The sequence below is a fragment of the Streptomyces sp. NPDC053560 genome (genome assembly GCF_044544605.1).
In the GTDB taxonomy this organism is placed as follows: Bacteria; Actinomycetota; Actinomycetes; order Streptomycetales; family Streptomycetaceae; genus Streptomyces.
This window is the reverse complement of record NZ_JBITXI010000003.1, coordinates 496,537-522,978: the sequence shown is the minus strand read 5'-3', so window position 1 is coordinate 522,978 and position 26,442 is coordinate 496,537. Positions and strand designations below refer to the sequence as shown.

The following is a 26,442-nucleotide window of genomic DNA, read 5'->3' as shown; positions in this document are numbered from 1 at the left end:
CCGACGAGGATCCCGCAGTCCCGTCGTCGCACCCTCGGCCGCAGTGGCGTCCCCGTCACCGCTCTGTCCCTGGGCACCGCACCCCTAGGGAACCTCTACACTCCCGTCGCCCCCGAGCAGGCCGCCGCCACCGTGGACGCCGCCTGGGACGCCGGCATCCGGGCCTTCGACACCGCGCCGCACTACGGACTCGGACTCGCCGAACGGCGGCTCGGTGACGCCCTGCGCGACCGGCCCCGCGCCGCATACGTGGTCTCCACGAAGGTCGGCCGGCTGCTGCGCCCCGGCGGCCCGGGCGGCGACGACCTCGCCCACGGGTTCGCCGTGCCCGCCACCCACCACCGGGTCTGGGACTTCAGCGCCGACGGCGTCCGGCGCAGCATCGAGGAGAGCCTGCACCGCCTCGGCCTGGACCGGATCGACATCGCCTATCTGCACGACCCGGACGACCACGCGGAGCAGGCGTTCGGGGAGGCGTACCCGGCTCTCGAACGCCTCCGCGCCGAGGGCGTCGTCGGTGCCATCGGCGCGGGCATGAACCAGACCGCCATGCTCGCCCGCTTCCTCCGTGACACCGACGTCGACGCCGTACTGCTCGCCGGCCGCTACACCCTGCTCGACCCCTCGGGCCTGGCGGAGGTGCTCCCCGAAGCGGCGGCGCGCCACCGCTCCGTCGTCATCGGCGGCGTCTTCAACTCCGGTCTGCTCGCCGACCCGCGCCCCGGCGCCACCTACGACTACGCCCCCGCCGAACGGCCCGTACTGGACCGCGCCCTGCGCATGAAGGCCGTAGCGGAACGGCACGATGTACCGCTCCGCGCCGCCGCCCTGCACTTCCCCTTCGGCCACCCGGCCGTCGCAACCGTCCTCGTGGGCGCCCGCTCACCCGCCGAAGCAACCGACGCCACCGCCCTACTGCCACGCCCCGTACCACCTGCCCTCTGGACCGACCTGCGAAAAGAGGGCCTGCTGCCGGACCATGTGCCGGTGCCCTCTCCTGTGCCCGGGCCGGGCGTCGGCGGCTAGGAGAGACCGGTCAGGAGGGGCCGGCCAGGAGAGATTCTGGATGGTGGCGTCGTCGTAGTGGTAGTCGGGATTCTTCTGGAGGGCCCAGCTGCCGTGCCGCACCTCGGCGGAGAAGCGGATGCGGGGGACCGGCCACGTCCGGCCGCTCGTCAGCGCCGCCGCGTCGGCCAGCTTCGCCGCGTCGGCGTCGTGGAGGAAGGCCGGCGTGATGCGGTTCTGCTCGCGTTCCTGCGGCTGGACCGCCTCGCGTGGCCCCAGCAGCGGGGGTGCGTCCTTGTCATGCTTGCGGGGGCGCCTTTCCCGGTGGCGTGGGTCGTAGGGCGGACATTCGTGGGCTGACGGTCAGTCGCTCACCCGCCGCTCCACGGCGGTGAGCGCCGCCGCGAGCGGGCCCGGGACCAGGAAGAGCAGGGGCGGCAGTACCCAGGCGCAGATGGTGGCAGTGACCAGGGCGAGGAGGGCCAGGGCTGAGCCGGGGAGGTCGCGGACGGTGCTCCGGGCGGCCGAGCGCAGGGCCGCCGGCCAGTTGTCGGCCGCCTCCTCCCGCGCGCAGGCGCGGAGTGCGAGCACCGCCAGGACCGTGCCCACCGCCGCAAGGAACAGCGCGAACGGCATGGCGCCCGGCACCCCGGCGGCCGCCAGCGCCGCGTCCGCCGCGAACAGTGCGCCGAACGCGAGCAGCAGTCCGCCGGCGGCCAGGTCGGCGCGCCACCGGCGGGCCCGAAGCGCCCGGACGTAGTGGCCGGCCGTACACGGTTCGGCGTACCGCTGGCGCCGCCGCAGCAGTGTGCAGGCCGTCGCCAGCGCCGCCGGTACGGTCACCAGCGGCAGGCAGGCCACCGCCGTGACCAGGCCGATGGCGAGCACGTCGGCGAACAGCTCGAAGCGGGGGCCGAACAGTTCGCCGGGCTCCCGCCGGCCGGACGCCTGATCCGATGCGGTGCTCATCCCTTGACCCCCGAGTTCGCCATGCCCTCGACCAGGAACCGCTGGAAGGCGAGGAAGAACAGCACGATGGGGAGCAGTGCGAAGACCGACATTGCGAACATCGGGCCGTACGCGGACTGGCTGGAGGTGTCCACGAAGGTGCGGAGGGCGAGCGTGAGCGTGTACTTGCCGGGCTCGAAGAGGTAGATGAGCTGGGTGAAGAAGTCGTTCCACGTCCAGATGAAGGTGAAGATCGCGGTGGTGATCAGCGCGGGCCGGGTGAGCGGCAGTACCACCCGTGCGAACGTACGGAACGGACCGCAGCCGTCGATCTTCGCGGCCTCCTCCAGCTCGCGCGGCAGGCCGCGCATGAACTGCACGATGAGGAAGACGAAGAACGCGTCGGTGGCCAGGAACTTCGGCAGCACCATCGGCCAGAAGGTGTTCACCATGCCGAGCTGGTTGAAGACGATGTACTGAGGGATGAGCACCGCGTGGTGCGGCAGCATGATCGTGGCGATCATGAAGGCGAACAGCGGCCCGCGCAGCTTGAACCGCAGCCGCGCGAAGGCGTACGCGGCGAGCGAGCAGCTGAGGACGTTGCCGAGCACGGCGCCGATGGAGATGGTCAGCGAGTTGCCGAACAGCTTGGGCAGGCTGACGCCCTGGATGCCGGCGGCGGCCGTCGTGTAGTTCTCGGTGGCGAGCCGGGACGGCAGCAGCGCGAGACTGGCGAGCACCTCGTCGGCCGGTTTGAAGGACGTCGCGACCAGCCAGCCCAGCGGATACAGCATGACGGCCAGGACCACGAGACAGCCCGTGTGCAGGGTGGCGCGGGGCCAGTTGACGGTCATCGGCCGCCCTCCTCGTTCGCGTAGAAGACCCAGGACCGTGAGGTGCGGAAGAGCACCGCGGTGACGATGCCGATGGCGATCAGCAGCACCCACGCCATCGCGGAGGCGTAACCCATGTGCGAGGCGGTGAAGCCGCGGTCGTACAGGTACAGCGTGTAGAAGAGCGTGGAGTCGGCGGGACCGCCCCGGCCGGCGCTCACCGCGAACGCCGGGGTGAACACCTGGAACGCCTGGATGGTCTGCAGTACCAGGTTGAAGAAGAGCACTGGGGACAGCATCGGCAGGGTGATCGAGACGAACTGCCGCCACCGGCCCGCGCCGTCCACCGACGCCGCCTCGTACAGCTCTTTCGGTATCTGCTGGAGCCCCGCCAGGAAGATGACCATCGGCGCGCCGAACTGCCACACCGTCAGCAGCGCCACGGACAGCAGCGCCCAGCCGGGCTTGTTGATCCAGCCGCCGGTGTGCAGACCGAGCGATCCGAGCACGTTGTCGACGGTGCCGCCGTCGTTGAACAGTGCCCGCCACACCAGCGCGATGCTCATGGATGCGCCGAGCAGCGACGGGGCGTAGAACGCCGACCGGTAGAAGGCCTTGCCGCGCTTCATCGATTTGAGCGCCAGCGCCACGGCCAGCGCCAGTGCGAGCTGCAACGGCACGGCCACCACGACGTACAGCAGCGTGTTGCCGACCGATCGCAGCAGCCGCGGATCCTCGGTGAACATCTGCGTGTAGTTGCGCAGGCCCACCCAGGACGGCGGATCGAAGAGGTCGTAGTCGGTGAAGGAGAGGTAGAGGGAGACCGCCATGGGGAGCAGGGTGAGGACGGTGGCGCCCAGCACCCAGGGGGAGAGGAACACCCAGGCGGCGCCCTCCCGTTCCCGCTTCGGCCGCCGCTTCCCCGGGCTGCCCGGAGGTCCGGCCGGTCTTCCGGTGGCCGGGCGCTGCCGGGGGAGTGCGGCCGTCTGGTCCATCGCTGGTGTGCTCACGGCCTCAGCTCCGTCCGTGCCTCGGTCAGGAAGTCCTCGGCGACCTCCCGGGGTGACGCCTGCTCGAAGGAGACCTGGTCGTAGTCGCGCCCGAAGGTCGACTGCAGGCCGTTGTCGCCGCGGGGCGGTGCGGCCGGCGGGTCCTTCAGCTTGCCCTGGAGGGACTCCTGGAGCCCGGCGACCTGCTGCTGGAAGCCGGTGACCTTGGGCAGGACCCGGGTCCGCTGGCGGTCGTTGACCGGGGTGCCGCGGTCCACGCCGAGGATGTCGGCGGCCTTGTCGGAGTTGAGCAGGAAGTCGATGAAGAGCGCGGCCTCGCGCGGGTGCGTGCTGTCGGCGGCGATCCCGAGGAGCATCGACGGCTTGTAGTACTGGCCGGGCGTGCCGTCCGGGCCCGCCGGCATCGGCGCGAGCGCCAGCCGGTCCCCGTACAGCGCCTCGTAACCGGCGGACGGCGCGTCCCAGTTGAACTCCGCCACGGACCGCTTGCGGCCCATCGGGGAGTCCTCGACCGCTCCTCCGGCCATCTGCGTGGTGTCCTCGGCCCTGCTGACCAGCCCCTCCTTACGCAGCTTGGAGACGAAGGTCCAGAACCGGGCCAGGTCCGCCGCGCTGAACGCGGTCTGCCCGTCCTTGCCGTACAGCCGCTTCCCCTGCCCCCGCAGCCAGACCTCGAACCAGTCCTCCATCTGCCCCGGGTCGGTCATGGGCCGCTCGTACCCGGCGGCCTTCAGCTTCCGTGCCGCGCTCACCCAGTCGTCCCAGGTCCAGCCCGGCTTCGGGGTGGCGAGCCCGGCCTTCCGCCAGGCCGTCCTGTCGTACGCCATGGCCTGCGTGCCGACGCCCATCGGGAGCGCGTACTGCACGCCGCCGACCTGCCCGGTCTTCAGCAGGCCGGAGTCCATCTCCTTGGTCGGCAGCGTTTTGCGCTGGGTGCTGAGGTCCAGCAGGATCTCGGCGCCCGCGTACTGGCTGATCTGCCGGTAGTCCAGCTGGATGAGGTCGGGCACGTCGCCGCCGGCCGCCTGCGTGGCCAGCTTCTGCTTGTACGACTCGTAGGTGGAGTACGAGGTCTGGATGTCGATGTCCGGGTGCGCCTTCTCGAAGGCGGCGACCACCTGCTCGGTGCGCGCTGCCCGGTCCGCGTTGCCCCACCAGGTGAAGCGCAGCGTGACCTTGCCGCCGGCGGCGGTGGACCCGCCACCGCCGCCGCAGCCCGTGAGGGCCAGGCACAGGACGAGGACCGCGGTCGCGGCCGTTCTGATCCGCCGCATGGTCACTCGCCGTAGTAGGGGAGCGTGGTGCCGGGCAGTTCGTACTCGTCGCGGCGGCCGCACATGCCGTACCCGCCCCGCCGGGTCGGACTCGCGGCCCGCACCCCGCCCTCGGCCAGGTGCGCCGCGTCCCCCGTCCCGAGCGCGTCCAGGTGCGTTCCGGTGCGCTCGGCCGCGGCCAGTGCCCCTTCGCGCCACCGCGCCCGCCAGTCCGCCACCTTGGGCGCGACGAGCCGGGCAGCGGCCTGGTGGAAGGCGCGCAACGGCCCGTCGTCACCGTCCGCCAGCGCCGTACGCAGCGCCTGGTACCCCTCGACGGCCAAGTCCCGGCGCTTGCGTGCCGCGGCCTCCGCCTCGGGCCCCTCCTTCGCGGGCAGTGCGGCCGCCGCCGCGTACGCCGCGGGGTCGGCCAGCACCTCGGGCGGGAAGGTGAAGACCGCGTCGCCCGCCTCCGGCAGCCCGCCGTTCTGCATCAGCACCGTCACCCGCAGCCCGGCGCCGTTGACCATGCGGTGCACGGTCCCCGGCGTGAACCAGGCGATCACGCCCGGCTCCAGCGGCGTCTCGCGGTACCCGTCCGCCACGCTCAGTGTCTGCACGGCGCCCCGCCCGCCGGTGACGACGTACGCCTCCGTACAGGCGAGATGCAGATGCGGGCTGCCCCCGCACACACCGTCGGCGGCTTCCCACTCGTAGGCGCCGATGTGCGACAGCCCGATGCCGCCCGGCAGCGGCGCGTCCATGACCATCTCCGGTTCCTCCCCGCTCACCAGGCCAGCGACTTCAGGTGGGTTTCGATGCGGTCGGGCTCCCACGCCCCGTCGGCGATCAGCACCCGGTACCGGTACGCGAAGGACTCACCCGGCGCCAGCTCGAACTCCTCGAAGAACGCCCAGGAGAACGCCACGGTCGGCACCGGCTCGGACCGCACGAACCAGTGCGAGGCGTGCACCGAGTCCGCGTTTTCCGGCGCGTGCGCGAAGACCAGCGTGGACTGCGCGTCCACGTCGTCGTGCGCGCCGACCAGCGCGAGCCACGGCTGTTCAGCGGCCGGCGTGCCCATCGTCTCCTCGTCCGTGCTGGGTCCGGCCGGCGTCAGCACCTGCCCGCCCGTGAAGTCGCGCGGCCCGCGCCAGTGCAGCCCGGTGTAGCCCGCCATCTCGCGGCCCGCGGTCGTCGGCGAGCCGAAGCGCAGCGGTTCATCACGGATGTTGGTCAGGTGGATCGACCAGTCGATCGCGTAAGCCCCCGCCCCGGCGTCGGCCGAGTGCACCGCCACGTCGCGCCGCTCCCGTGCCCACTCCTCGCCACCGTTCTCCACCCAGGTCAGCGACTCGGTGAAGGCCAGCCGGTCGTGGGTGACCTCGAAGGATTCGAAGCCGTCGTGGCGCATCGAGCCGACGCGCTCGTGAAGCGGCAGGTAACCCTCGCCGTGGACGTAGGAGTTGCCGCCCCAGAAGTTCTGCCCGGACAGATGGCTGGCGGTCATCTGCAGGCCCTTGTGCCAGCGGTGGTCGTGCGGCCGGTAGCCGCTGACCAGGTTCCCGGTAAGGGTGCGCAGCGGGTGCACGTACGGCTTGCGGGACTCGAAGGCCTCCGGGTCCGGGGCGTAGACGTACGACAGCAGCTCGGTGCCGCCGGCGGCCACGCGGATGCGTTCGCCGTGGGTGTGGGTGACGGTGATCGGCGTCGCGGTGCCTGTGTTCAGGGTCGGTGCTGCGCTCATGCTGCGGTCACTGCTCCTTCGGTGCCCAGTCGGGGTGGTTGCCGTGCATGGCGTGGTAGTACGGGTCGTCCGGGCCGATCTCGCCCGCGCGGACCGGTTGGCCGGTGAAGGCCGACTTGTAGAGCGCGGCGAGGAACTCCAGCGTGCGGCGCGCCTCGGCGCCGCTGCCGGGCGGTCGGACGCCCTTCTCCATGGCGTCGAGGAAGCCGTCGAGCTGCGCGGCGTGCGAGCTGGGCACGTCGGCGGCGGGGGTGCGCCAGTGGGCCGTGCGCCGCGCGTCGTCGCGGCGGTGCACGGCCGGGGTGTACGCCCAGTCGTCGTTGGAGTGCCCGTACAGGTGCGTCAGCTCGACCGTGGCGTCCGCACAGTCGATGCGGATGCGGCTCACCTCGTCCGGGCTCAGCACGCTGTTGACGACGGTGGCCATCGCCCCGTCGGCGAACCGGACGAGCGCGGTGGAGACGTCCTCGCTCTCCACGTCGTGCACCAGCCGGCCCGCCATCGCGCGGACCTCGGTCCAGTCGCCCAGCAGGTGCAGCAGCAGGTCCATCTGGTGGATGCCGTGCCCCATGGTGGGCCCGCCGCCCTCGGTGGCCCACCGGCCGCGCCAGGGCACGGCGTAGTACGCCCGGTCCCGGTACCAGGTGGTCTGGCAGTGCGCGACCAGTGGCCTTCCCAGCTCCCCGGAGCGCAGCAGTTCGCGCGCGTGCACCGCGCCGGAGCCGTACCGGTGCTGGAAGACGACGGAGGCGTACGGACCGCCCGCCTCGTTCTCCGCGGCGGCGATGGCGTCGTACTCCGCGAGCGACAGGCACAGCGGCTTCTCGCACAGCACCCAGGCGCCCGCACGCAGCGCGGCCCGGGCCTGTTCGGCGTGGAGCGCGGGCGGGGTGCCGAGGAGGACGAGCGCGGGGCGTTCGGCGGCGAGCATCTCGTCGAGGCCGGCGTAGCCGTTGACCTCCTCGCCCGCCAGATCGCGGAAGGCCGCGAGCCGTGCGGGGTCGGTGTCGACGGCGGCCACGAGCCGTACGCGGCCTCTCAGTTCACGCAGGGCCGGGAGGTGGCTCCCGGTGACGATTCCGCCCGTGCCGACGACCGCGGCCCGGAGGGGAAAGGAGGGGGTGGTGCCGGTGGGTGACGGCTCGGCGGCCGGTTCCGCAACGGGCATGCCGTGAAGCTCCCTCGGATAGAAAGCGCTTACCGGCTGGCGACACTAGGCCCGCGCCGCGCGCTGCCACAAGACCTGTGCAGCAACGGAGTTCTACGGGACGAACGACGTCCGGTATGCGGGACGCGCCCTGTATGTACAGGGCGATACGCTCCTGGAAGCTACGGGCAGCGGTGGCCATGACGGGGGAATCGGGATGCGGGCGGCAACGAGGACAGCCGGCCTGTGGGGCCACCTTGCATGCGCCTGGGCGGTCCTCTTCGCCGGCCTGCACTTCTACTGGGCCCTCGGCGGCGATCGCGGGCTCAGTGTCTCCGCCGGGCAAGCGCTGGCCACCGAACGCCCGTCGTGGTTCGTCGCGGCCGGCCTGTGGGGCGTGGGCATTCTGTGCCTGGCCGGCGGCGCGCTGGGATGGCTGCTCACCCGCCCGCGGCTGCCCCGGCCGGTCGGGCCGACGGTGCGGTGGCTGGGCCGGTCTGCGGCTGCGCTGCTCATCATCCGCGCAGCCGCGATCGAGCTCCTGCTGCTCACCGGCTCCCCGCGACTCGACGCATCCGTCAGCGCGGACCAGCGCTTCTGGACCCTGGTGTCGTGGAACCCGTGGTTCGCGCTGGGCGGGCTGCTCTTCGGGCTGGCTGCGTGGGGAAGCGGGCGCCTGCGTCCGTCCGCTGGCCGCGGCGGCTAAGTACGCCCCCTCTCGCCTCCCCGGCCGCGTCGGGAGAGGGCGCCCTGGGCGGCGGCGAGGAGGCGGGGGCGGGTGCCTGTGTGGAGGGCGGCGTGGGCGGCGTTGGCGCCCGGGGCGCCGTGTACGCCGCCGCCGGGGTGGGCGGAGGCGGAGGCCAGGTAGAGGCCGGGGACCGGGGTCTCCGGGCGGCCGGTGCCGGGCAGGGGGCGGAAGAAGAGCTGCTGGTGCATGCTGGCCGTACCGCCGTTGATCGCGCCGCCGCGCAGATTGTTGTTCGCGGCCTGGAGCGTGGGCGGTGCGAGGATGCGGCGGGCCCGGATCCGGTCGCGGAAGCCGGGCGCGAACCGCTCCACCTGTGCCTCAAGACGGTCGGCCATGCGCTCCTGTTCGCCCGCGTTCCAGTCGCCCGTCAGCCCGTCGGGCCCGGCGTCCCCCTTCACCGTCTGCGGGACGTGGGTGTACGCCCACGCCGACTCCGTACCGGCCGGCGAACGGGCCGCGTCCGCCGTCGTCATCTGCCCGAACAGCGCGAACGGCCGGTCCGGCACCAGGCCCATGGCGAGCTGCGCGGCGAACCGCGTCAGGTCGTCCACGCCGTCCGCCACATGCACGGTGCCGGCCCGCGCGGCGCCCGGCGCCGACCACGGCACCGGGCCGTTCAGCGCCCAGTCGACCTTGAACGTCGCGAAGTCCCACTGGAAGCGGCGCAAGTCGTCGAAGATCCGGGGCGGCAGGTGCCCCGCGCCGATCAGTTCGCGGTAGAGCACCGGCGCGGGCACGTCCGCCAGCACCGCACGTTCCGCCGGGATCCGGTCGCCGCCCGCGGTCCGCACTCCTACCGCCCGGCCGCCGCGCACCACCACCTCGGTGACCGGCTCCCCGCAGCGCACCGTGACACCCCGCCGGACCAGCCGCCGGACCAGTGCGGCCGTCAGCGCGCCCGCCCCGCCGACCGGCACCGGGTAGCCGACCGACTGCCCGAGCATCGTCAGCAGCCAGCCGTATCCGCCGCTGCCCGCCGCCTCCGGCGCCAGGTCCGCGTGGAGCGCGTTGCCCGCCAGCAGCAGTCGGCCGCCCTCGCCCCGGAACTCCTCCTCGCCCAGCCGGCGTACCGGCAGTACCAGACTGCGGGCCAGCCGCAGCCCGCCGGCGCCGCGCAGCCGGACCGCGAGCCGGGCGGTGGCACGGACCGGCGGGAACGGGGTGAAGAGCGCGTGCAGGATGTCCTGGCCCAGCCGGTCCCACAGGTGGCACAGGTGGACCCAGGCCTCGCCGTCCCCGGCCCCGAAGCCCTCCAGCCCGTCCGCCGTCACCGCGCGGTTGCGGTCGAGGACGGCGCACCGGCCGTCGGGCAGCGGATGGGCGAGGACGTGTGGCGCGTGGCTCCAGCGCAGACCGTCCCGGTGCAGCTCCAGCCCGCGCAGGACCGGCGAGGCGGCGGCCAGCGGGTAGAACGCGCTGAACACGTCGCTGATGTAGTCCGGGTGGACGCCGCGGTCGCTGCGGACGGCGCCGCCGGGCTCGGGCTGCGCCTCCAGCACCGTGACGCTCCATCCCGCGTCGGCAAGGAGGTTGGCCGCCACCAGGCCGTTGGGCCCGGCCCCGATCACCACCGCGTCGGCCATGTCACCGCCCCGCCGGGCGCTCGACGGCCGGGCCCCGACCGGCGCCGCTGTGGTCCGCTTCCGGGGGCAGCCCCTCGACCACCTTCGCCAGCCGCTTGAGCATGTTGCGGTGACGCAGTTGCAGCACCGCGTCCAGCGCGAAGTTGTGCACCAGACCGCCGAAACCGCGCAGCGGGTGTTCGTCGAGGATGACCAGCGTCTCCTCACCCCAGGGGCGGATGTCCAGCGCGATCCGGGCCGAGCCGAGCGGATCGCAGTGCGCCTCCAGCTCCAGCCACCGGGGCGGCTCGTGGCGGCGGACGACGGTACGGCCGGTCATCTCCAGGACGCCCAGCCGGAGCTTGTAGGCGATGGTCGAGCCGACCTCCGGCCAGGAGCCGTCCAGTGGGTCGGATCCCGTGGGGCCGACGACCCAGTCGCCGTAGCGGCTGCTGTCCTCCAGCACCTCCCATACGGCGGCCGGCTTCCGGGCGATGAGCTGGTGCCGTACGGCCATGGATGCTCCATCCGGGTCGGCCGGCGGGGCCGGCGGTGACAGCCTGCATTCCCATCACACTGACAGGTGATCCGTTATGTGTGCATTATGACGATCCGGGTACTTGATGGCCTCGACAACCACCGCGGACCGGTCCGCGGCCGTACAGATGGAGGAGGCGGCCATGGGGGCCGAGGGTGAGGGCGGCGTCGTGGTGATCACCGGGGCCTCCAGCGGGGTCGGACGGGCCTGCGCCGAGGCGTTCGCCGCCCGCGGCTGGCATGTCGTCCTGGCCGCCCGGCGTGCCGATGAGCTGAACGAGGTCGCCCGCCGGTGCCGCAGGCACGGCCGGGGCCGCGCGCTCCCCGTACCCACCGACGTGACCGACGCCGCCGCGGTGGACCGGCTGGCCCAGGAGGCCGTAGCCGCCTTCGGGCGGATCGACGTCTGGCTGAACAACGCCGCGGTTGCCGCGTTCGGCGCGCTCGACGAGATCCCGGCGGACGTCTGCCGCAAGGTGATCGACACCGATGTGCTGGGTTACGTCTACGGTGCGCGCGCCGCGCTCACCGCGATGCGCCGGCAGGGCAGCGGCACACTGATCAACGTCTCCTCCGTCGTCGGCGTCTCCCCGGTCCCCTACAACGCGCCGTACGCGCTGGCGAAGGCCGCCGTCCGGGCGCTGAGCATCAGCCTCCGCCAGGAGCTGTGGCTGGAGGGCCACCGCGACGTCCACGTCTGTACGGTGCTGCCCGCCACCATGGACACGCCGTTCTTCGGCAGCGCCGCCAACTACTCCGGCCGCAAGGTCACGCCGATGGCCCCCGTCCACACCCCCGAACGGGCGGCCCGCACGATCCTCCGCCTCGTCCGCTCCCCGCGCCGCGAGGTCTACGTAGGCCCCGCGGCCGCGGTGCTGGCCTGCTGGACCAAGCTCTTTCCCGGCCCGGTGGAGAAGGCCGTGGCGTACCAGATGAACCGTGCCCACCTCTCCCGCACCGAGCGGGCCCCCGACACCGCGGGCACCGTCCCGCACGCCCTCCCGGGTGGCTCCGTCCACGGCGGCTGGCACGGCACCCGCCGCACGGCCGGCCGCCGCCTGGCCACGGCGGCGCTGGCCGCGGGCGCGGCTTATGCGGCACTGAGGTCGACGTGCGGCCGGTCGTCGAGGCCCCGAGCCGGAGTCAGCCCGGCGACCGCTCGGTGATCAGCGTTGCCAGGCCGTCCAGGATGCGCAGGAGGCAGCACTCCCAGGCCTGGTCCTGGGTTGCGGCCTGATCGGCCGTTGTGTCCCGGAGGGCGGCGGTCACCGCGGGGAAGCGGGCGCCGTGGTCGCGGAGCACCTCACCCAGCAGTGCGTGCAGCCGCGCCTCGGCGTCGCCGTCCGGGCCCGCCGCGCCGCCGTGCTGGGCGATGGTGCGGACGTGGCCGGTGAGCAGCACGGCTGCATCCAGGCGTCGGTGCAGGTGAGCGGGGTGCCGTCCAGCGCAGCGACGGCCCGCTCCCGCCACGCCAGCTCGACCGGGCCCAGCACGCGCGGTCCCACCGTCGCGGCCGTACGTCCTCGCCGGCGAGCCGGCCCGCGCCGGTGACGACCACCGCGCCGCCTTCGCCCGGTACGAGCGACTGATGCGCCCGTACGCCGAGGGCTGCCGGCGGGGCGGCGACCGCACCGGGCCGTTCCTCGCGCCGCGCACCGCCACCGGCCTCCGGCTGCGCAACGCCCTGCTCTCCCGGCGCTTCCTGAGGGACCGGATGCTCAAGGAGAGGCAGAAGGTGAGCAGTACGGTCGCACTGCCCGACCACGGCGCGGACCACGGTGCCGGCCCGGTAGCGGACCCGGGTCAGCGCCGCGACTCCGGGATCGCGTCGCCGCACGGGGCGTCGCTGCGGCCGTAGTGGTGGGTGGTGAACATGTAGAGGACGCCGGCCAGGACGACGACGCCGCCGCAGAGGAGCACGATGTAGTTGTCGTACCAGGGTGCCTCGGGGGTGCGGGCCCAGCAGATGTTGACGATGGCGAAGATGCCGTAGACCAGCGCTCCGGCGTTCACCAGCAGGCCCCAGCGGCCGAGCCGGTACTCGCCGGAGGGCTTCCAGCCCTTCAGGCGGGCCCGCAGGGCGGCCAGCACCACCATCTGGAACGCCCCGTAGATGCCCAGGATCGCGAACGACACGATCTTGGTGAGGGCGTCCGCCGACACCAGGGAGCCGAAGGCGATGATCGCCGGGACGACGGCCGACACCAGCAGGGCCCAGCCCGGCACGGCCCGGGCGGGGGAGAACTTCCGCAGCAGCCGGTGGCCGACGATCATCTGGTCGCGCGCGTAGGAGTAGATCAGTCGCCCGGCCGCCGCCTGCAGGCTGATCGTGCAGGAGAGGAAGGAGATGAGCACGACGGCCATCACCAGGCGGGCCCCGAACTCACCGAGCGCGTCGTACAGCAGGTGCACGACCGGGTCGGTGTCCTTGCCGGAGATCACCGCACGGTAGTCGGTGACGGAGAGCAGGAGGGACAGGCAGGTGAAGGTGGCCGCGGCGCCGCCCACGTAGATCGTGCGGCGCATCGCCTTGGGGATCACCCTGCCCGGGTGGGCGACCTCCTCGGCGGTGTCGCCGCACGCCTCGAAGCCGTAGTACTGGTAGAAGCCGATGATCGCGGCGGCGAGGAAGACCGGCAGGTAGCTGCCGTCGCCCTCGGTGCCGTAGGTGTCGAAGAGCACGCCCAGGTTGTGCTCGCGGTGCGTGACGAGCAGGTAGATGCCGACGATCAGCGCACCGATCAGCTCCGCGGCGAATCCGATCATGGCCGCCCACGAAAGCCATCTGGTGCCCGCATAGTTGATCAGTACGGCGATGATGATGAGCACCACCGTGCACAACACCGTGGTGTGCACGGTCGGTTCAAAACCGATCAGGATCGCGATGTACGGCCCTGCGCCGTACGCGACCGAGGTGATGGTCACCAGCAGCGCCCACATGTAGACCCAGCCGGTCATCCACGCCCAGCGCTTGCCCCACAGATGCCGGGCCCATGGATAGACCCCGCCCGCGATGGGGAACTGCGCCACGACCTCGCCGAAGACCAGCGCGACGAGGAACTGCCCGCAACCCGCCAGTAGGAACGCCCACACCATCGGCGGGCCGCCCTCGCCGAGCGCGGTGGCGAAGAGGGTGTACGTGCTGACGACGGGGGAGAGGTAGGTGAAGCCGAGCGCGAAGTTCGCCCAGGGCCCCATGTCCTTGCGGAATTCGGAATCGGGCACGGAGCCGTCGTCCGGCGTCCCGTCCGCCACCGCGTCCGGGCTTCCCTTGCCGTGTGCGTCGTCCGCCGGTGTGCTCGCCGAGGCCATCAGTGCCGCCCCCCGCCCGCGCCGACCCGGATCAGGTCGGCGGCCCGCTCGGCCGCCAGCAGCACCGTCACCATCGGGTTGATCGTCGGCATGGTGGGGAAGAGCGAGGCGTCGACGACCCGGAGGCCGTCCGTGCCGCGCACCCGAAGCTGCGGATCGAGTACCGCCATCGGATCGCCGTCGCCGCCCATCTTGCAGGTGCCGGCCGGGTGGTAGACGGTGTGCGCGGCGCGCCGCCCGTACTCCGACAGCGCCTCGTCCGACGTCACGTCCGGGCCCGGCGAGACCTCCCGCTTCAGCCAGTCCCGCAGCGGCGCCGTCGCCGCCACCTCCCGCGCCACCTTCAGCCCGTCCACGATCGTCTTCTCGTCGTGGCCCTCCGGGTCGGTGAAGTACCGGAAGTCCAGAGCCGGCTTCTCCGCCGGGTCCGCGCTGCGCAGCCACATCCGGCCCACGGACCGGGCCCGCGGCACGTTCGGCGTCATGCACACGCCGTGCTCCACCGGCGGATAGCCCAGCCGCTCCGTGTTGACGCTGAAGGGCACCTGGTAGAAGTGGAACATCAGGTCCGGGCGCGGCCCGCCCGCCGGATCGCGGCGCAGGAACAGCCCGGCGTCGGAGTCCATCGCCGAGTTCGGCGGCAGTGGTCCGTCCGTCTCCCAGATGATCACCGACTCCGGGTGGTCCAGCAGGTTCTCGCCCACCCCCGGCAGGTCGGCCCGTACCTCGATGCCCAGCTCCCGCAGCCGGTCCGCGGGGCCGATGCCGGACAGCATCAGCAGCCGCGGTGTGTCGATGGCGCCCGCGCACAGCAGCAGTTCGCGCTGCGCCCGCAGTGTCGATTCCGTGCCGTCCGCTGCCCGGACGCGTACGCACGTCATCCGGCCGTCGCCGTCCGGCACCACCTCATGCGCCCAGGTCTCCAGCTTCAGCGTCAGGTTCGGCCGGTCCATGACCGGGTGGAGGTACGCCACCGACGCCGAGGAGCGCTTGTTCTCCTCCGGCTCGTACGCCAGCGAGAAGAACCCCACCCCGTCGGCGAACGGCCGGGCGTTGAAGTCGTCCACGACCGGCACGCCGAGCGAGGCGGCAGCGGCCGTCACGAAGTCCTTCGCGATCGGATTGCGGTCCTTCTCCGCCACCGGGACGATGTTGTTCCGCAGCCGTTCGCGGTAGGGCAGGACCGTCGCGGCGTCCCAGCCCGTGCAGCCCAGCGCCGCCCACTCGTCCATGTCCTCGGGCAGCGGCAGGAAGCTGATCAGGGTGTTGTGCGAGGAGCAGCCGCCCAGCACGCGCGCCCGCGAGTGCAGGATGTGGGAGTTGCCGCGCGGCTGCTCCTCGGTCGTGTAGCCGTAGTCGTACTCCGAGTCCAGCAGGTTGATCCAGTTGCGCAGCCGCAGGATCTTCTCGTCGCCCACGTCGCTGGGCCCGCCCTCGACCACGCACACCCGGCACTCCGGGTCCTCGGTCAGCCGTGCCGCGAGCACACAGCCCGCCGTTCCGCCGCCCACGATGACGTAGTCGAACTCCGTACCGTCACCCATGTTCCGCTCCTCGGTCCTTCCGGTCACCGCGTCGCCTCAGCCCTTGAACCAGCCGGAAGGGGCCGGCCGGAGGTTCTGGTAGATGTGCTTCGCCTCCTGGTACTCGCGCAGCCCGGTCGGCCCCAGCTCGCGGCCGACGCCGGAGTGACCGAAGCCGCCCCACTCGGCCTGCGGCACGTACGGATGGAAGTCGTTGATCCAGACCGTGCCGTGCCGCAGCCGCTGAGCCACCCGCTGCGCCCGGCTCGCGTCGCTGGTCCACACCGCGCCCGCCAGCCCGTACTTGGTGTCGTTGGCGAGGCGTACCGCGTCCTCCTCGTCCCGGAACCGTTCGACCGTCACCACCGGGCCGAACACCTCCTCCTGCACGATGCGCATCGACCGGTCGCAGTCGGCGTAGATCGTGGGCAGGACGAAGAAGCCGCGGGAGAGCTCGGGGTCGTCCGGGCGGGCTCCGCCGCACACCAGCCGCGCGCCCTCGGAGCGTGCGACCTCCAGATAGTTCTCGACCTTTTCGCGGTGCTCGGGGGAGCTGAGCGGTCCGCTCTCGGTGTCCTCGTTCATGCCGTTGCCGAGCCGGATGCGCCGGGCCCGGTCGGCGAGTGCCTCGACGAACCGGTCGTGCAGGCCCTCCTGCACGATGAGGCGCGAGCCTGCCGAGCAGACCTGGCCGGAGTGGAGGAAGGCGGCGTCCAGCGCGTAGTCCAGTGCCGCGTCGAAGTCGGCGTCCTCGAAGATCACATTGGGGTTCTTGCCGCCCAGTTCGAGCGCCACGTTCTTCACGTCGGCCGCGGCGCCCGCCATGATCGTCCGGCCGGTGGACAGCCCGCCGGTGAAGGACACCAGGTCCACGTCCGGGTGCTGGGTCATCGCGGCGCCGACCGTGGAGCCCGGGCCGAGGACGAGGTTGGCCACCCCGGGCGGCGCCCCCGCCTCCTCCAGCAGCCGGAACAGGATGATGGTCGTCAGCGGCGTCGTCTCGCTCGGCTTCAGCACGAAGGTGTTGCCGGCCGCGAGCGCCGGCGCGACCTTCCAGGTCGCCTGGAGCAGCGGATAGTTCCACGGTGCGATCAGCGCGCACACCCCGACCGGCTGGTACACCACCCGGCTCAGCACGTCCGGGCCGACGTCCACCACCCGGCCGCCGTCCTTGTCGGCGATCTCGGCGAAGTAGCGGAAGGCGTTCGCGATGTCCTCGATGTCGAGCCGGGACTCCGCGATCGTCTTGCCGGTGTCCTGGGTCTCGGTGCGGGCGATGTCCTCCAGGTCGCGCAGCAGCAGCTCGTACACGCGGTGCAGCACGTCGGCGCGGCGCCGGGTCGGGGAGTCCGGCCACTTCCCGTCATCGAACGCGCGCCGCGCGGCCCGCACCGCCCGGTCGACGTCCGTACCGTCCGCGTCGTCGACCGTGCGCACCACGGACGCGTCGAACGGATTGACCACGTCGCGCCGGCCGCCCGCCGCCGCCCCGGTCCACTCGCCGTCGATGTACAGGTCAGCCATCTGCTGATCTCCTCGCTCCCGGGCCGTGCCGCTCCGCCTGGACTCTGGACCCGCACCATGGTCCAGAGTCCACGGCGGCGGACGGCGGGGCGCACCGAAGGACCCCGGCTACGGCGAGGAAAGTGACTCGGTCGGGCTAAGGCGCGGAGCGGCCGGGCGCCGCGGGCCGCGCGCCGGGCGCCAGGTGGCGACCAGCGCGCCCGCCAGCAGCAGCTCGGCGAGGTCGCCGCCGTAGTACATCAGCTCGGCGCCGCCCCGCACCTGGTCCACCGGTGCGTGCACGCCGATGAGGAAGCCGCCGTACAGGAGCTGCGAGAACGTCGCGTGCAGGGCGACCGCCACGCCCAGCAGCACCAGCCGGGCCGGCACCCCCGGCCGCGCCGGAGCCGGGTCGGGCCCCGCCACCACCCAGGCGAAGAGGCAGCCGGAGAGCAGGAAGTGCGCGTGCACCAGCCAGTGCAGCGCGGGGTGCGCCGCGGTCACGTCGTACAGCGGCGTGCCGTACAGGACGGCGAGCGAGCCGGTGCTCAGCAGCAGCGCGACGACCGGGTGGGCGACGCACCGGGCCGGACGGCTGCGCAGCAGCCCGGTCAGCCGCCGGGCACCAGCGGGCGGCAGCGTCCGCAGCAGCAGCGTGACGGGCGCGCCGAGTACGAGTGCGAGCGGCGCGTACATCCCGATCAGCAGGTGCTGGGCCATGTGGCCGCGGAAGTCACCGTGCGCGAACGGGCCCAGCGGCGGCAGCAGCGCCCCGGCCGCCAGGGCGCACCCGGTCAGGAAGCTCGCGGTGCGCCAGGGGTGCCGGCTCCTGCCGGGGTGCAGCCGCCCGGCCCGCCGTACGAGCAGCAGGTAGCCGGCGGCGAGCAGGAGCAGCAGGGCCACCGCGACGACGGTCGGGGCCGGGCCGCCGGGCAGCGGGTGCGCACCTCCGGTGTGGTGCGTGTGACCTCCCATCAGACGCCCCATTCAGGGTCGTAGGAGCGGCCACTGCGCTGCAGCGCCCAGCCCCCGAGCCAGAGCAGCGCCCCCAGCACCAGGAAGCCGACGTCCCACCAGACCTGGTACGGGCCGCCGTGCACATGGTGGATGCCGAGGATCTGGTGGTCCAGCAGCCCCTCGACCACGTTGAAGATCCCCCAGCCCGCCAGGATCCAGCCCCACAGCACCCTGGACGCCCACACGCGCCGCCGGCCGTGGGTGACCCGGGAGTACAACACGGCCAGGCCGATGAGCACCGCGAGCCAGCAGACGGTGTGGAAGATGCCGTCCCACACGGTGTTCATCCGCAGCCCGGACACCGTGTGCGGCGAATAGAACTTCACTCCGATGCGGTCGGTGTTGGTGCTGGTCAGCATGTGATGCCACTGCAGGAGCTGATGCAGCAGGATGCCGTCGACGAATCCGCCGAGGCCCACACCCAGTACGATCCCCGGCAGCCGGAGATTCCTCGGCGCAGGGCCTGCCCGCACCTCGCCCGTGGTGGCCATGCCCGCACTCCTTCCTGGTCGGTGCCGGGCTCCGCCGTCCCGGTCCCCGTACCGGTTCCCGGCCGCGGCGCTCCGTCACGTGTCGTTCCGGGCCCTTGCCACCCGGCGCAGCACGGACCGCACCCGCTCCTCGACCGGCGTCCGTTTCAGTTCGATCAGTTCGTAGCCGTACTCGCGGTAGGTGTCGACCATGGCCAGGTACGTCCGTTCGGCCTCCTCGGGGGACTGCTTCCGCTCCGCGTCCGCCGCGTAGATCTCCGGCCAGAAGGGCGCGACGAACACCCGGCGGTGGTAGCGGTACTCCCGCGCGGCGGCGTGCACGTGGTCCGGTACGGGCAGGCCCTGGAGCCGCAGGTAGCCGACGATGTCGGGCACTCCGCGGTCGAAGAAGACGGGCCCGGCGGGCGGCGCCGCGTGCGCCCCGGCGAGCCGGTAGGAGCGCAGCTCCCAGCTCAGCATCAGCTCGGCGAAGAGCGCCGGGTCGGTCCACGGCAGCCCGCGCCCGCCGATGGCCGCCTGATCCCGGATCACGCCCCGGCCGGCCTCCTCCGTCCGGGCGTACCCGGCCGCCGCCGCCAGCCGGTCGATCAGGGTGCTCTTGCCGGCGCCGGGCCCGCCGGTGACCACGACGAAGCGGTCGGAGTGCGCGGACGCGGGGGTGAATGACGAAGACATGCGGGGCGCCTTTCGTGCCGTTGGGGGCGGGCGGGGGTGGTACGTGGCAGCCTGCTGGCCGGGGGGGCGGCAGGCGGAGAGACGAGCCAGGAAACGGAGCGAATGCCATGCAGCTCGACCTGTCAGGACGGACGGCGCTGGTCACCGGCTCGACCCAGGGCATCGGCGCGGCGATCGCCGCGGGGCTGGCCCGCTCGGGCGCCCGGGTCGGGATCAACGGGCGGAACGCCGCCCGGGTCGACGAGGCCGTGGCCCGGCTGAGTGATGAAGTGCCCGGCGGCCGGTTCGTCGCGGCTGCCGCTGATGTGACGACAGAGGACGGGACCGCCCGGTTGGCGGACACGCTGCCGGACGTGGACATCCTCGTCAACAACCTCGGCGTCTTCGGTGCGCAGGACCCGCTGGAGATCAGCGACGCGGAGTGGCGGCGCTACTTCGAGGTGAACGTGCTGGCGGCGGTCCGGCTCACCCGGACGTACCTGCCCGGCATGACCGGGCGCGGCTGGGGCCGGATCCAGAACATCGCCAGCGACTCGGCCGTGGTGATCCCCGCGGAGATGATCCACTACGGCATGTCGAAGACCGCGCTCCTCGCGGTGAGCCGCGGCTTCGCCAAGCAGGCGGCGGGCACCGGCGTCACGGTCAACTCCGTCATCGCCGGGCCGACGCACACCGGCGGCGTGGAGGACTTCGTGTACGAGCTGGTGGACCGCGACCTGCCATGGGACGAGGCACAGCGGGTCTTCATGCGCGAGCACCGCCCGCAGTCGCTGCTCCAGCGGCTGATCGAGCCCGAGGAGATCGCGCACATGGTCGTCTACCTCAGCTCGGAGCAGGCGTCGGCGACGACCGGCGGCGCGCTCCGGGTGGACGGCGGCTACGTCGACTCCATCCTGCCCTGACCTGGCGCGGGGGCTCCGGCCGCTGTCCCTCCATACGGACCAGTCCGGCGGGCGGGCGTCCGCCGGGCGGGTGAGGCTGGAGATCCGGTCACCCGACGCGGAAGGTCCCGTACCCATGCAAGGGCATCAGCAGGACGACAACGACGGCGGCGGGTCGAGCGCCGGCATCCCCAAGGGCCCCGGCGACCTGCCCAAACAGTCGTGGAAAGCAGTGCTGAAACGCACCGCGAAGGAGTTCCAGAAGGACAACCTCACCGACCTGGCCGCCGCCCTCACGTACTACGGCGTGCTCGCCATCTTCCCCGCCGCGCTGGCGCTGGTGTCGATCCTGGGCCTGCTGGGCAGCGGGACGATTCAGCAGCTGATCGACAACGTGGGGGAGTTCGCCCCGGGCTCCACCCGCGACGTCGTCACGAACGTGCTCAAGCAGATGCAGGGCAGCGGCGGGGCCGGCATCGCCCTGATCATCGGCATCGTGGCGGCCCTGTGGTCGGCCTCCGGGTACATCGCCGCCTTCATCCGCGCCTCGAACACCGTCTACGACATCGAGGAGGGCCGGCCGACCTGGAAGGTCCTGCTGACCCGCTTCCTGACCACCGTCGTGACCGTCGTCCTGCTCGCGCTCATCAGCATGGCCGTGGTCTTCACCGGGTCGCTGGCGCAGAAGACGGGAGATGCCCTGGGGCTCGGCAGCACGGCGGTCACCATCTGGAACATCGCCAAGTGGCCCGTGCTGGTGATCCTGATCAGCTTCATCATCGCGCTGCTGTACTGGGCCGCGCCCAACGTCCGCCGGCGGTTCCGCTGGGTCACCCCCGGCAGCCTGCTCGCCGTCGTGCTCTGGCTTGTCGCCTCGGGCCTCTTCGCCCTCTACGTCGCCAACTTCAGCAGCTACAACAAGACCTACGGCAGCCTGGCCGGGATCATCATCTTCCTCGTCTGGCTGTGGATCTCCAACCTCGCCATCCTGCTCGGCCTGGAGTTCAACGCCGAGACGGAGCGGAGCCGCGCCATGGAAGCCGGCCATCCGCGGGACGAGGAGCCGTACGCCGAACCGCGCGACACCCGCAACATGTGAGTCGGCCGGCCGCTACGCACCCCGCGCGGGGTGTCCTCGGCCGGAAGACGGTGCCGGGCCCGGCTCCTTGTGGAACCGGGCCCGGCGCCGGTCTGTCCGGCGGCTCTTCCCTCCCCTTACCGGTCGTCAGTCCCGCTTCTTGGTGGGCGGTGTGGCCTGCGCGGAGGCGCTTTCCTCCGCCGGCTCGCGCCGTTCGGCCGATTCCTGCTGTCCGGAGCGCCGCAACAGGACAGTGGCGCCGCCGACGGCGAGCGCGACCGGCCACTCCAGCGCGCCCGCGACGGCGAGCGCGCCCAGGCCGCCGTAGTACCAGAGTTCCCTGGCAGGCGGCAGGGGCGGCAGCCACTCGGTCGCCGTCCGCGCGTTGTTCACCACGTCCCCGGGCGTGAAGTACGGGACGTGCAGCGGTGCGCGGACATCGAGGGTATGCACGCTCAAGCCCTGCTTGCTGCGGTGAATGTGCGTTTCCTCGGTGGGCTCTTGCGGTGCCGTCCGTTTCGCAGCGGTTTTCCGCGTGCTTTCAGCTGTACTGGGCATCCCAACTCCTTGTTTGGCCCGAGTACGGTGTGCTGTGCGTACTCCATTCTCGCGCGTCGAGGACGCGACGGGGCATCGGATCGAAGCGGGCGGGCACTGGCTTCGGGGGACCGGGTGCCAGGAGGCGGGTGGCGGACGGTGAAGGTTCCGGGGATCGGCATCGCGCGGACGGTGGCGCGGACCGCGGTGAGCGCGCTCGGCGCGCCGGCGCGACCACGCACGCGGATCATCGGCGAGCAGGCACACATCGCGGTACGCGGACTGCAGGAGGCGGACGGAACAACGGCACCGGCGGCGACGGCCGCCCTCGAACAGCGGCTGGCCGCCCTGCCCGCCGTCCGGTGGGCCGCGGCCAACGCCGTACTGGGGCACGTAGTGGTGGCGCTGGAGGCCGGGAGCGCCGCCGACCTCACCACGGCACAGGCACTGGCCGAAACGGTAGAGGCCGTCGAGGAGGAGCAGGGGCTGACCGGCCCGCTGCCCGAACACCCGGCGGCGCCAGGCGACATCCGGCGCGCCGCCCTCTCCCTCGCCCTGCAGGCAGTCGCGGTGCCGGTCGCCACCGCCGCCCGGCTCTCGCAGCACACTCCGCTGCCGGCCGGGCTCTCCGCACTGGTCAGCCTCGTCGACACCCAGCCGTCGCTGCGCCGCAGGGTCACGGCCGTGGTGGGTCCCCGCAACGTCGACGTGGTGCTCGCCGGGCTGAGCGCGCTCGCCCAGGCCGGCTCCGGAGGCTTCGCCGGACTGGGCGTGGACACCGCACGGCACGCCCTGCGGCTGGCCGAGACGGTCGCCCACCGCGAGGCGTGGGAAGCGGCGGAACCGCGCGTCACCGAGACCGAGCAGCACGCACGCGCCGCCGTGGTGCCCGATCTGCCGCGCGAGATGCCGCTGCGGGAGGGGCCGGTCGAGCGGTACGCGCGGCGGTCCGGCTGGGTGGCGGGCACGGTCTTCACCGGCACCCTCGCGGTGACCCGCAAGGCGATGCCCGCGGCGAGCGCGGCCGTGGCCGCCCTGCCCAAGCCGCCCTGGACGGCCCGTGAGGCCTTCGCCGGGACCCTCGGCCGGGGCCTGTCCCAACGCGGCACGCTGGTCGCCGCCCCCGGAGCGCTGCGGCGCCTGGACCGGGTACGCACCGTCGTCCTGGACACCGACGCGCTGCTGACGGGCAATCACCTCCTCGCGGATCTCTTACCGCTGGACGAGGAGCGTTCCACCGGCGACCTCGCAGCGACCGCGTACCGCTTGTTCGACGGCCGCCGGCCCACGGCGGCGCACGAGGAGGACGACTGGACGCTGGCGCCCCACCGGCCGGGGAACCGCGAAGGGCAGGACCGGCCGGACACGGAGGCGATGAGGGAGGCGGAGCAACGGCTGCGCCGCGGCGGCGCCGAACACATTTTGGCGCTCGCCCATCGTGGCCGGCCGTGCGCACTGGTCGCCGTGGTGCCCGAACTGCACGAGTCCGCCGAAGGGCTCGTCATGGCGGCCCGCCGGCACGGCCTCACCCTCCTGACCGCGGGCCGCCACGTTTCCCACGTCGCGCTGTCCGACGCACACGGCACGGTGCCCGGCGGCGACCGGCTGGCAGCCTCCGTCCGCGACCTGCAACGCGACGGCTCGGGCGTCCTGCTGGCCTCCGGAAACCGCACCGCGCTGGCAGCCGCCGACGTGGGCGTCGGCGTCACCGGACGGGACGGGGTACTGCCATGGGGCGCCGCCGTGTACGTGGGGGAGGACCTCGCGCAGATCGGCGTGCTGGTGGCGGCGTGCGGCGCGGCACGCCCGGTCTCGCAACGCGGCGTACGGCTGGCGCAGGCCGCGGCCGTGGTCGGAACGGTGACGACGCTCGCCGGGCGCAGGAAGCGCGGTATGACCGAGCGCAGCCTCCTCGCGGTCAACGGGGCCGCCGCGCTGGGCATGGCGCAGGGCGTGTGGTCGGCGGCGCAGGCATTGCGCGCCAACGGCGCCCCCATACCGGCGCGCCGCCCCTGGCACGCCATGACCGCGGACACCGTACTGGGCATGACCGGCGGCACCGAGGAAGGCCTGACCAACCGTCAGGCCCGGAGCCGTACGAGGACGGCGGACGATCAGGTCCAGCAGCCCTCGCTGCTGCGGGCGGTCGCCACCGAAACGGCCAACCCGCTCACCCCGGTGCTGCTCGGCGGCGCCGCCCTGTCGGCCGGCGTCGGTGCGCTGCTGGACGCGTACATCATCATCGGCGTCACCCTGCTGTCCGGCTGCATCGGCGGTGTCCAGCGGCACCTGGCCGACCGGGCCGTCGCCGATCTGCACCGCCGCTCCGCCGTCATGGCCACCGCGCTCAGGGACGGCGAGGAGCGTCAACTCCCTTCCGAGGAACTGGTGTCGGGCGACGTGGTCGCGCTGACCGCGGGCGACGTCGTACCCGCCGACTGCCGGCTCCTCGCCGCCCGCGGCCTGGAGGCGGACGAGTCGGCACTGACCGGCGAGTCGCTGCCGGTGGCCAAGGACGTCGCTCCCGTCCTCGCCGCCGATCTCGCCGACCGTACGTCCATGGCGTACGAGGGGACCACCGTGGCGGCGGGCCGGGCGCGGGCCGTGGTCGTCGCCACCGGCGCGGCCACCGAAGCGGGCCGCGGCGCGCAGGCCGGGCGAGGCGCCGCCGCACCGGTCGGTGTGGAGCGCCGTCTCGCGCAGATCACCCGCACCACGATGCCGGTGGCGCTCGGCGCGGCCGGCACCCTGATGGCCGTGGGCCTGATGCGCGGCCGTCCTGCCCGGGAGACCGTCGGCGCCGGTGTCGGCCTCGCGGTGGCCAGCGTCCCCGAGGGGCTGCCCTTCCTGGTCTCGGCCGCCCAACTGGCCGCGGCCCGGAGGCTGTCGGCGCAGGGAGTCCTCGTCCGGGACCCCCGCACCATCGAGGCGGTCGGCCGGACGGACGTGTTGTGTTTCGACAAGACCGGCACCCTGACCCATGGGCAGATCTCGCTCACCGCCGTCTCGGCGGCCGGCCGCAGCCTCGCACTGGAACGCCTCGGCACCGAGCAGCAGGACGTCCTGGCGGCCGGGCTGCGTGCCACCCCGCGGCGGCGCCGCAAGCAGCCGCTGGCCCATGTCACCGACAATGCGGTGGTCGCGGGCGCCGAGGTGGCCGGCGTGCACCGCACCCGGTCAGCGCCCGGCTGGAAGCGCTCGGCGCAGCTGCCGTTCGAGCCGAGCCGTGGCTTCCATGCGGCGCTCGGCAGGAGCGGCAAGGAGTGGGTGCTGTCGGTCAAGGGCGCGCCCGAGGAGGTGATCCAGCGATGTACGAGCCAGGCGGGCCGCAAGCTGGAGCCCGCCGACCGTGAGGAACTCCTCGCCGAGGGGGAGAAGCTGGCCGCCGAGGGGCACCGCGTCCTCGCGGTCGCCGAGCGCCGTGTGCGCAAGGAGCCGGCGGACGAGGAGAAGCTCACCGACGAGGCGGTCGGCAAGCTCGGCTTCCTCGGCTTCCTGGCCTTCTCCGACCAGGTACGCAGCACCGCGGGCGACTCCGTGCGCGAACTCGCGGACGCCGGCGTGCACATCGTCATGATCACCGGCGACCACCCGCAGACCGCCGAGTCGATCGCCAAGGAACTCGGCCTCATCAACGGCCACCGTGTCGTCACCGGCGCCGAACTGGACGCACTGGACGACGCCGCGCTGGACAAGGCGCTGCCGGACGTCGGCGTCGTCGCCCGCGGCACACCGGTCCACAAGGTGCGTGTCGTCCAGGCCTTCCAGCGTCTGGGCCGTACGGTCGCCATGACCGGCGACGGCGCAAACGACGCGCCCGCCATCCGGATCGCCGACGTCGGCATCGCGCTCGGCGGCCGGGGCACCCCGGCGGCGCGTGCCGCCGCCGACCTGGTGGTCACCGACGACCGGCTGGAGACCATCCTCGCCGTGCTCATCGAGGGCCGGGCGATGTGGGCCTCGGTGCGCCAGGCGCTCGCCATGCTCGTCGGCGGCAATCTCGGTGAGATCGCCTTCACCGTCCTCGGCGCCACCGTCTCCGGCACCTCGCCACTGACGGCGCGTCAGCTCCTGCTGGTGAACCTCTTCACCGACCTGCTCCCGGCCATCGCCCTCGCCGTCCGCGCGCCCCATCCCGAAGCCGCCGTCCGTCTCCTGCGCGAGGGGCCGGAGGCGTCGCTGGGCGCGGCGCTGACCGACGAGACGGCGCAGCGGGCGCTCGCCACGGCCACCGGCGCCGCCGCCGGCTGGCTCGCGGCACGCCTCACCGGCCGCCCGGCCCGCGCCCGTACGGTCGCGCTCACCGCGCTGGTCGCCACACAACTCGGCCAGACGCTGCTGATCGGCGGCCGGGACCGGTCGGTCGTGGCGTCGGCGGCGGGCTCGATGGCGGCGCTCGCGGCCGTCGTCCAGACCCCGGGCCTCAGCCATTTCTTCGGCTGCACCCCGCTCGGCCCGGTCGCCTGGACGATCGCGCTGTCCGCGGCCGGTGCGGCGACGGCGGGTTCGTCGCTGCTCCCGCCGCTGATCACCCGCATGGAGGCGCTGGCCTCCCGGAAGAAGGAGGAGGAGCCGGCCCCGGAGACGGCCCCGGAGCCGGCCCCGGAGCCGGTTCCGGAGCCGGTCACGACGTGA

24 protein-coding genes are annotated in these 26,442 nt (G+C 73.0%); 7 read left to right on the top strand and 17 right to left on the bottom strand.

Annotated features, from left to right (window positions below; all coding sequences use genetic code 11):
- Positions 1-9: 9 nt before the first annotated feature.
- The gene (locus tag ACIGQF_RS09300; protein ID WP_399707643.1) at positions 10-1,026 is read left to right on the top strand and encodes an aldo/keto reductase; all 1,017 of its coding nucleotides are present in this window, start codon (positions 10-12) and stop codon (positions 1,024-1,026) included.
- A gap of 342 nt (positions 1,027-1,368) precedes the next feature.
- On the opposite strand, the gene ACIGQF_RS09295 is transcribed toward ACIGQF_RS09300, so the two are convergent.
- The 7 genes from ACIGQF_RS09295 to ACIGQF_RS09265 are packed head-to-tail and all read right to left on the bottom strand — an operon-like array spanning position 1,369 to position 7,964.
- Positions 1,369-1,974 carry a hypothetical protein gene (locus tag ACIGQF_RS09295; RefSeq protein ID WP_399707424.1) on the bottom strand — a complete coding sequence of 202 codons (606 nt, stop codon included), beginning with the start codon at positions 1,972-1,974 and terminating at the stop codon, positions 1,369-1,371.
- Positions 1,971-2,807, bottom strand: a complete 837-nt coding sequence (locus tag ACIGQF_RS09290) for a carbohydrate ABC transporter permease (RefSeq protein ID WP_399707422.1) — start codon at positions 2,805-2,807, stop codon at positions 1,971-1,973. Before ACIGQF_RS09290 ends, ACIGQF_RS09295 begins: the two co-directional genes overlap by 4 nt.
- On the bottom strand, positions 2,804-3,781 hold the full coding sequence (locus ACIGQF_RS09285; RefSeq protein ID WP_399707641.1) for a carbohydrate ABC transporter permease: 978 nt from the start codon (positions 3,779-3,781) through the stop codon (positions 2,804-2,806). The genes ACIGQF_RS09290 and ACIGQF_RS09285 overlap by 4 nt, the downstream gene beginning before the upstream one ends.
- 11 nt (positions 3,782-3,792) lie before the next feature.
- Complete coding sequence (locus ACIGQF_RS09280) at positions 3,793-5,070, bottom strand: ABC transporter substrate-binding protein (protein WP_399707420.1); 1,278 nt, start codon at positions 5,068-5,070, stop codon at positions 3,793-3,795.
- Positions 5,071-5,072: 2 nt separating this feature from the next.
- A complete protein-coding gene (locus ACIGQF_RS09275; RefSeq protein WP_399707640.1) occupies positions 5,073-5,819 on the bottom strand; it encodes a cupin in 747 nt (248 codons plus the stop codon).
- Positions 5,820-5,836: 17 nt separating this feature from the next.
- Positions 5,837-6,796, bottom strand: a complete 960-nt coding sequence (locus ACIGQF_RS09270; protein ID WP_399707418.1) for a PmoA family protein — start codon at positions 6,794-6,796, stop codon at positions 5,837-5,839.
- Between the two features lie 7 nt (positions 6,797-6,803).
- Positions 6,804-7,964, bottom strand: coding sequence for a Gfo/Idh/MocA family protein (locus tag ACIGQF_RS09265; protein WP_399707417.1), 1,161 nt, complete (start codon positions 7,962-7,964; stop codon positions 6,804-6,806).
- A gap of 196 nt (positions 7,965-8,160) precedes the next feature.
- Here ACIGQF_RS09265 and ACIGQF_RS09260 point away from each other — a divergent pair, with 196 nt between their 5' ends.
- Entirely contained in the window at positions 8,161-8,649 is a 489-nt protein-coding gene (locus ACIGQF_RS09260) for a DUF3995 domain-containing protein (RefSeq protein WP_399707416.1), read from the top strand.
- Here the strand turns inward: ACIGQF_RS09260 and ACIGQF_RS09255 are convergent.
- A complete protein-coding gene (locus tag ACIGQF_RS09255) occupies positions 8,646-10,274 on the bottom strand; it encodes a phytoene desaturase family protein (protein WP_399707414.1) in 1,629 nt (542 codons plus the stop codon). The two genes, ACIGQF_RS09260 and ACIGQF_RS09255, sit on opposite strands and share 4 nt — an antisense overlap.
- Before the next feature lies 1 nt (position 10,275).
- Positions 10,276-10,770: an SRPBCC family protein gene (locus ACIGQF_RS09250; protein WP_399707412.1), complete on the bottom strand. Its 495-nt coding sequence runs from the start codon at positions 10,768-10,770 to the stop codon at positions 10,276-10,278.
- A gap of 106 nt (positions 10,771-10,876) precedes the next feature.
- Here ACIGQF_RS09250 and ACIGQF_RS09245 point away from each other — a divergent pair, with 106 nt between their 5' ends.
- Complete coding sequence (locus ACIGQF_RS09245; RefSeq protein ID WP_399707410.1) at positions 10,877-11,956, top strand: SDR family oxidoreductase; 1,080 nt, start codon at positions 10,877-10,879, stop codon at positions 11,954-11,956.
- Here the strand turns inward: ACIGQF_RS09245 and ACIGQF_RS09240 are convergent.
- A complete protein-coding gene (locus ACIGQF_RS09240; protein WP_399707409.1) occupies positions 11,934-12,191 on the bottom strand; it encodes a hypothetical protein in 258 nt (85 codons plus the stop codon). The genes ACIGQF_RS09245 and ACIGQF_RS09240 overlap by 23 nt on opposite strands.
- Positions 12,192-12,378: 187 nt before the next feature.
- On the opposite strand from ACIGQF_RS09240, the gene ACIGQF_RS09235 reads away from it, so the two are divergent.
- Positions 12,379-12,648, top strand: a complete 270-nt coding sequence (locus ACIGQF_RS09235; RefSeq protein ID WP_399707407.1) for a hypothetical protein — start codon at positions 12,379-12,381, stop codon at positions 12,646-12,648.
- Here the strand turns inward: ACIGQF_RS09235 and ACIGQF_RS09230 are convergent.
- The 6 genes from ACIGQF_RS09230 to ACIGQF_RS09205 form a co-directional block, all read right to left on the bottom strand.
- A complete protein-coding gene (locus tag ACIGQF_RS09230; protein WP_399707405.1) occupies positions 12,594-14,102 on the bottom strand; it encodes an APC family permease in 1,509 nt (502 codons plus the stop codon). The genes ACIGQF_RS09235 and ACIGQF_RS09230 overlap by 55 nt on opposite strands.
- The gene (locus ACIGQF_RS09225; RefSeq protein WP_399707403.1) at positions 14,102-15,646 is read right to left on the bottom strand and encodes a GMC family oxidoreductase; all 1,545 of its coding nucleotides are present in this window, start codon (positions 15,644-15,646) and stop codon (positions 14,102-14,104) included. Before ACIGQF_RS09225 ends, ACIGQF_RS09230 begins: the two co-directional genes overlap by 1 nt.
- A gap of 36 nt (positions 15,647-15,682) precedes the next feature.
- Positions 15,683-17,149: an aldehyde dehydrogenase family protein gene (locus tag ACIGQF_RS09220; protein ID WP_399707402.1), complete on the bottom strand. Its 1,467-nt coding sequence runs from the start codon at positions 17,147-17,149 to the stop codon at positions 15,683-15,685.
- Positions 17,150-17,257: 108 nt separating this feature from the next.
- A complete protein-coding gene (locus ACIGQF_RS09215; protein WP_399707400.1) occupies positions 17,258-18,103 on the bottom strand; it encodes a cytochrome c oxidase assembly protein in 846 nt (281 codons plus the stop codon).
- The gene (locus ACIGQF_RS09210) at positions 18,103-18,636 is read right to left on the bottom strand and encodes a DUF2243 domain-containing protein (protein ID WP_399707398.1); all 534 of its coding nucleotides are present in this window, start codon (positions 18,634-18,636) and stop codon (positions 18,103-18,105) included. Before ACIGQF_RS09210 ends, ACIGQF_RS09215 begins: the two co-directional genes overlap by 1 nt.
- A gap of 75 nt (positions 18,637-18,711) precedes the next feature.
- On the bottom strand, positions 18,712-19,311 hold the full coding sequence (locus ACIGQF_RS09205) for an AAA family ATPase (protein ID WP_399707396.1): 600 nt from the start codon (positions 19,309-19,311) through the stop codon (positions 18,712-18,714).
- Between the two features lie 107 nt (positions 19,312-19,418).
- On the opposite strand from ACIGQF_RS09205, the gene ACIGQF_RS09200 reads away from it, so the two are divergent.
- Together ACIGQF_RS09200 and ACIGQF_RS09195 are read left to right on the top strand one after the other, a co-directional pair.
- A complete protein-coding gene (locus tag ACIGQF_RS09200; protein ID WP_399707395.1) occupies positions 19,419-20,213 on the top strand; it encodes an SDR family NAD(P)-dependent oxidoreductase in 795 nt (264 codons plus the stop codon).
- A gap of 115 nt (positions 20,214-20,328) precedes the next feature.
- Positions 20,329-21,291: a YihY/virulence factor BrkB family protein gene (locus ACIGQF_RS09195; RefSeq protein WP_399707393.1), complete on the top strand. Its 963-nt coding sequence runs from the start codon at positions 20,329-20,331 to the stop codon at positions 21,289-21,291.
- A 126-nt stretch (positions 21,292-21,417) separates the two neighbouring features.
- Here the strand turns inward: ACIGQF_RS09195 and ACIGQF_RS09190 are convergent, their stop codons facing one another.
- Positions 21,418-21,729: a hypothetical protein gene (locus ACIGQF_RS09190; RefSeq protein ID WP_399707391.1), complete on the bottom strand. Its 312-nt coding sequence runs from the start codon at positions 21,727-21,729 to the stop codon at positions 21,418-21,420.
- A gap of 237 nt (positions 21,730-21,966) precedes the next feature.
- Between ACIGQF_RS09190 and ACIGQF_RS09185 the strand changes: the two genes are divergently transcribed.
- Positions 21,967-26,442: an HAD-IC family P-type ATPase gene (locus ACIGQF_RS09185; protein WP_399707390.1), complete on the top strand. Its 4,476-nt coding sequence runs from the start codon at positions 21,967-21,969 to the stop codon at positions 26,440-26,442.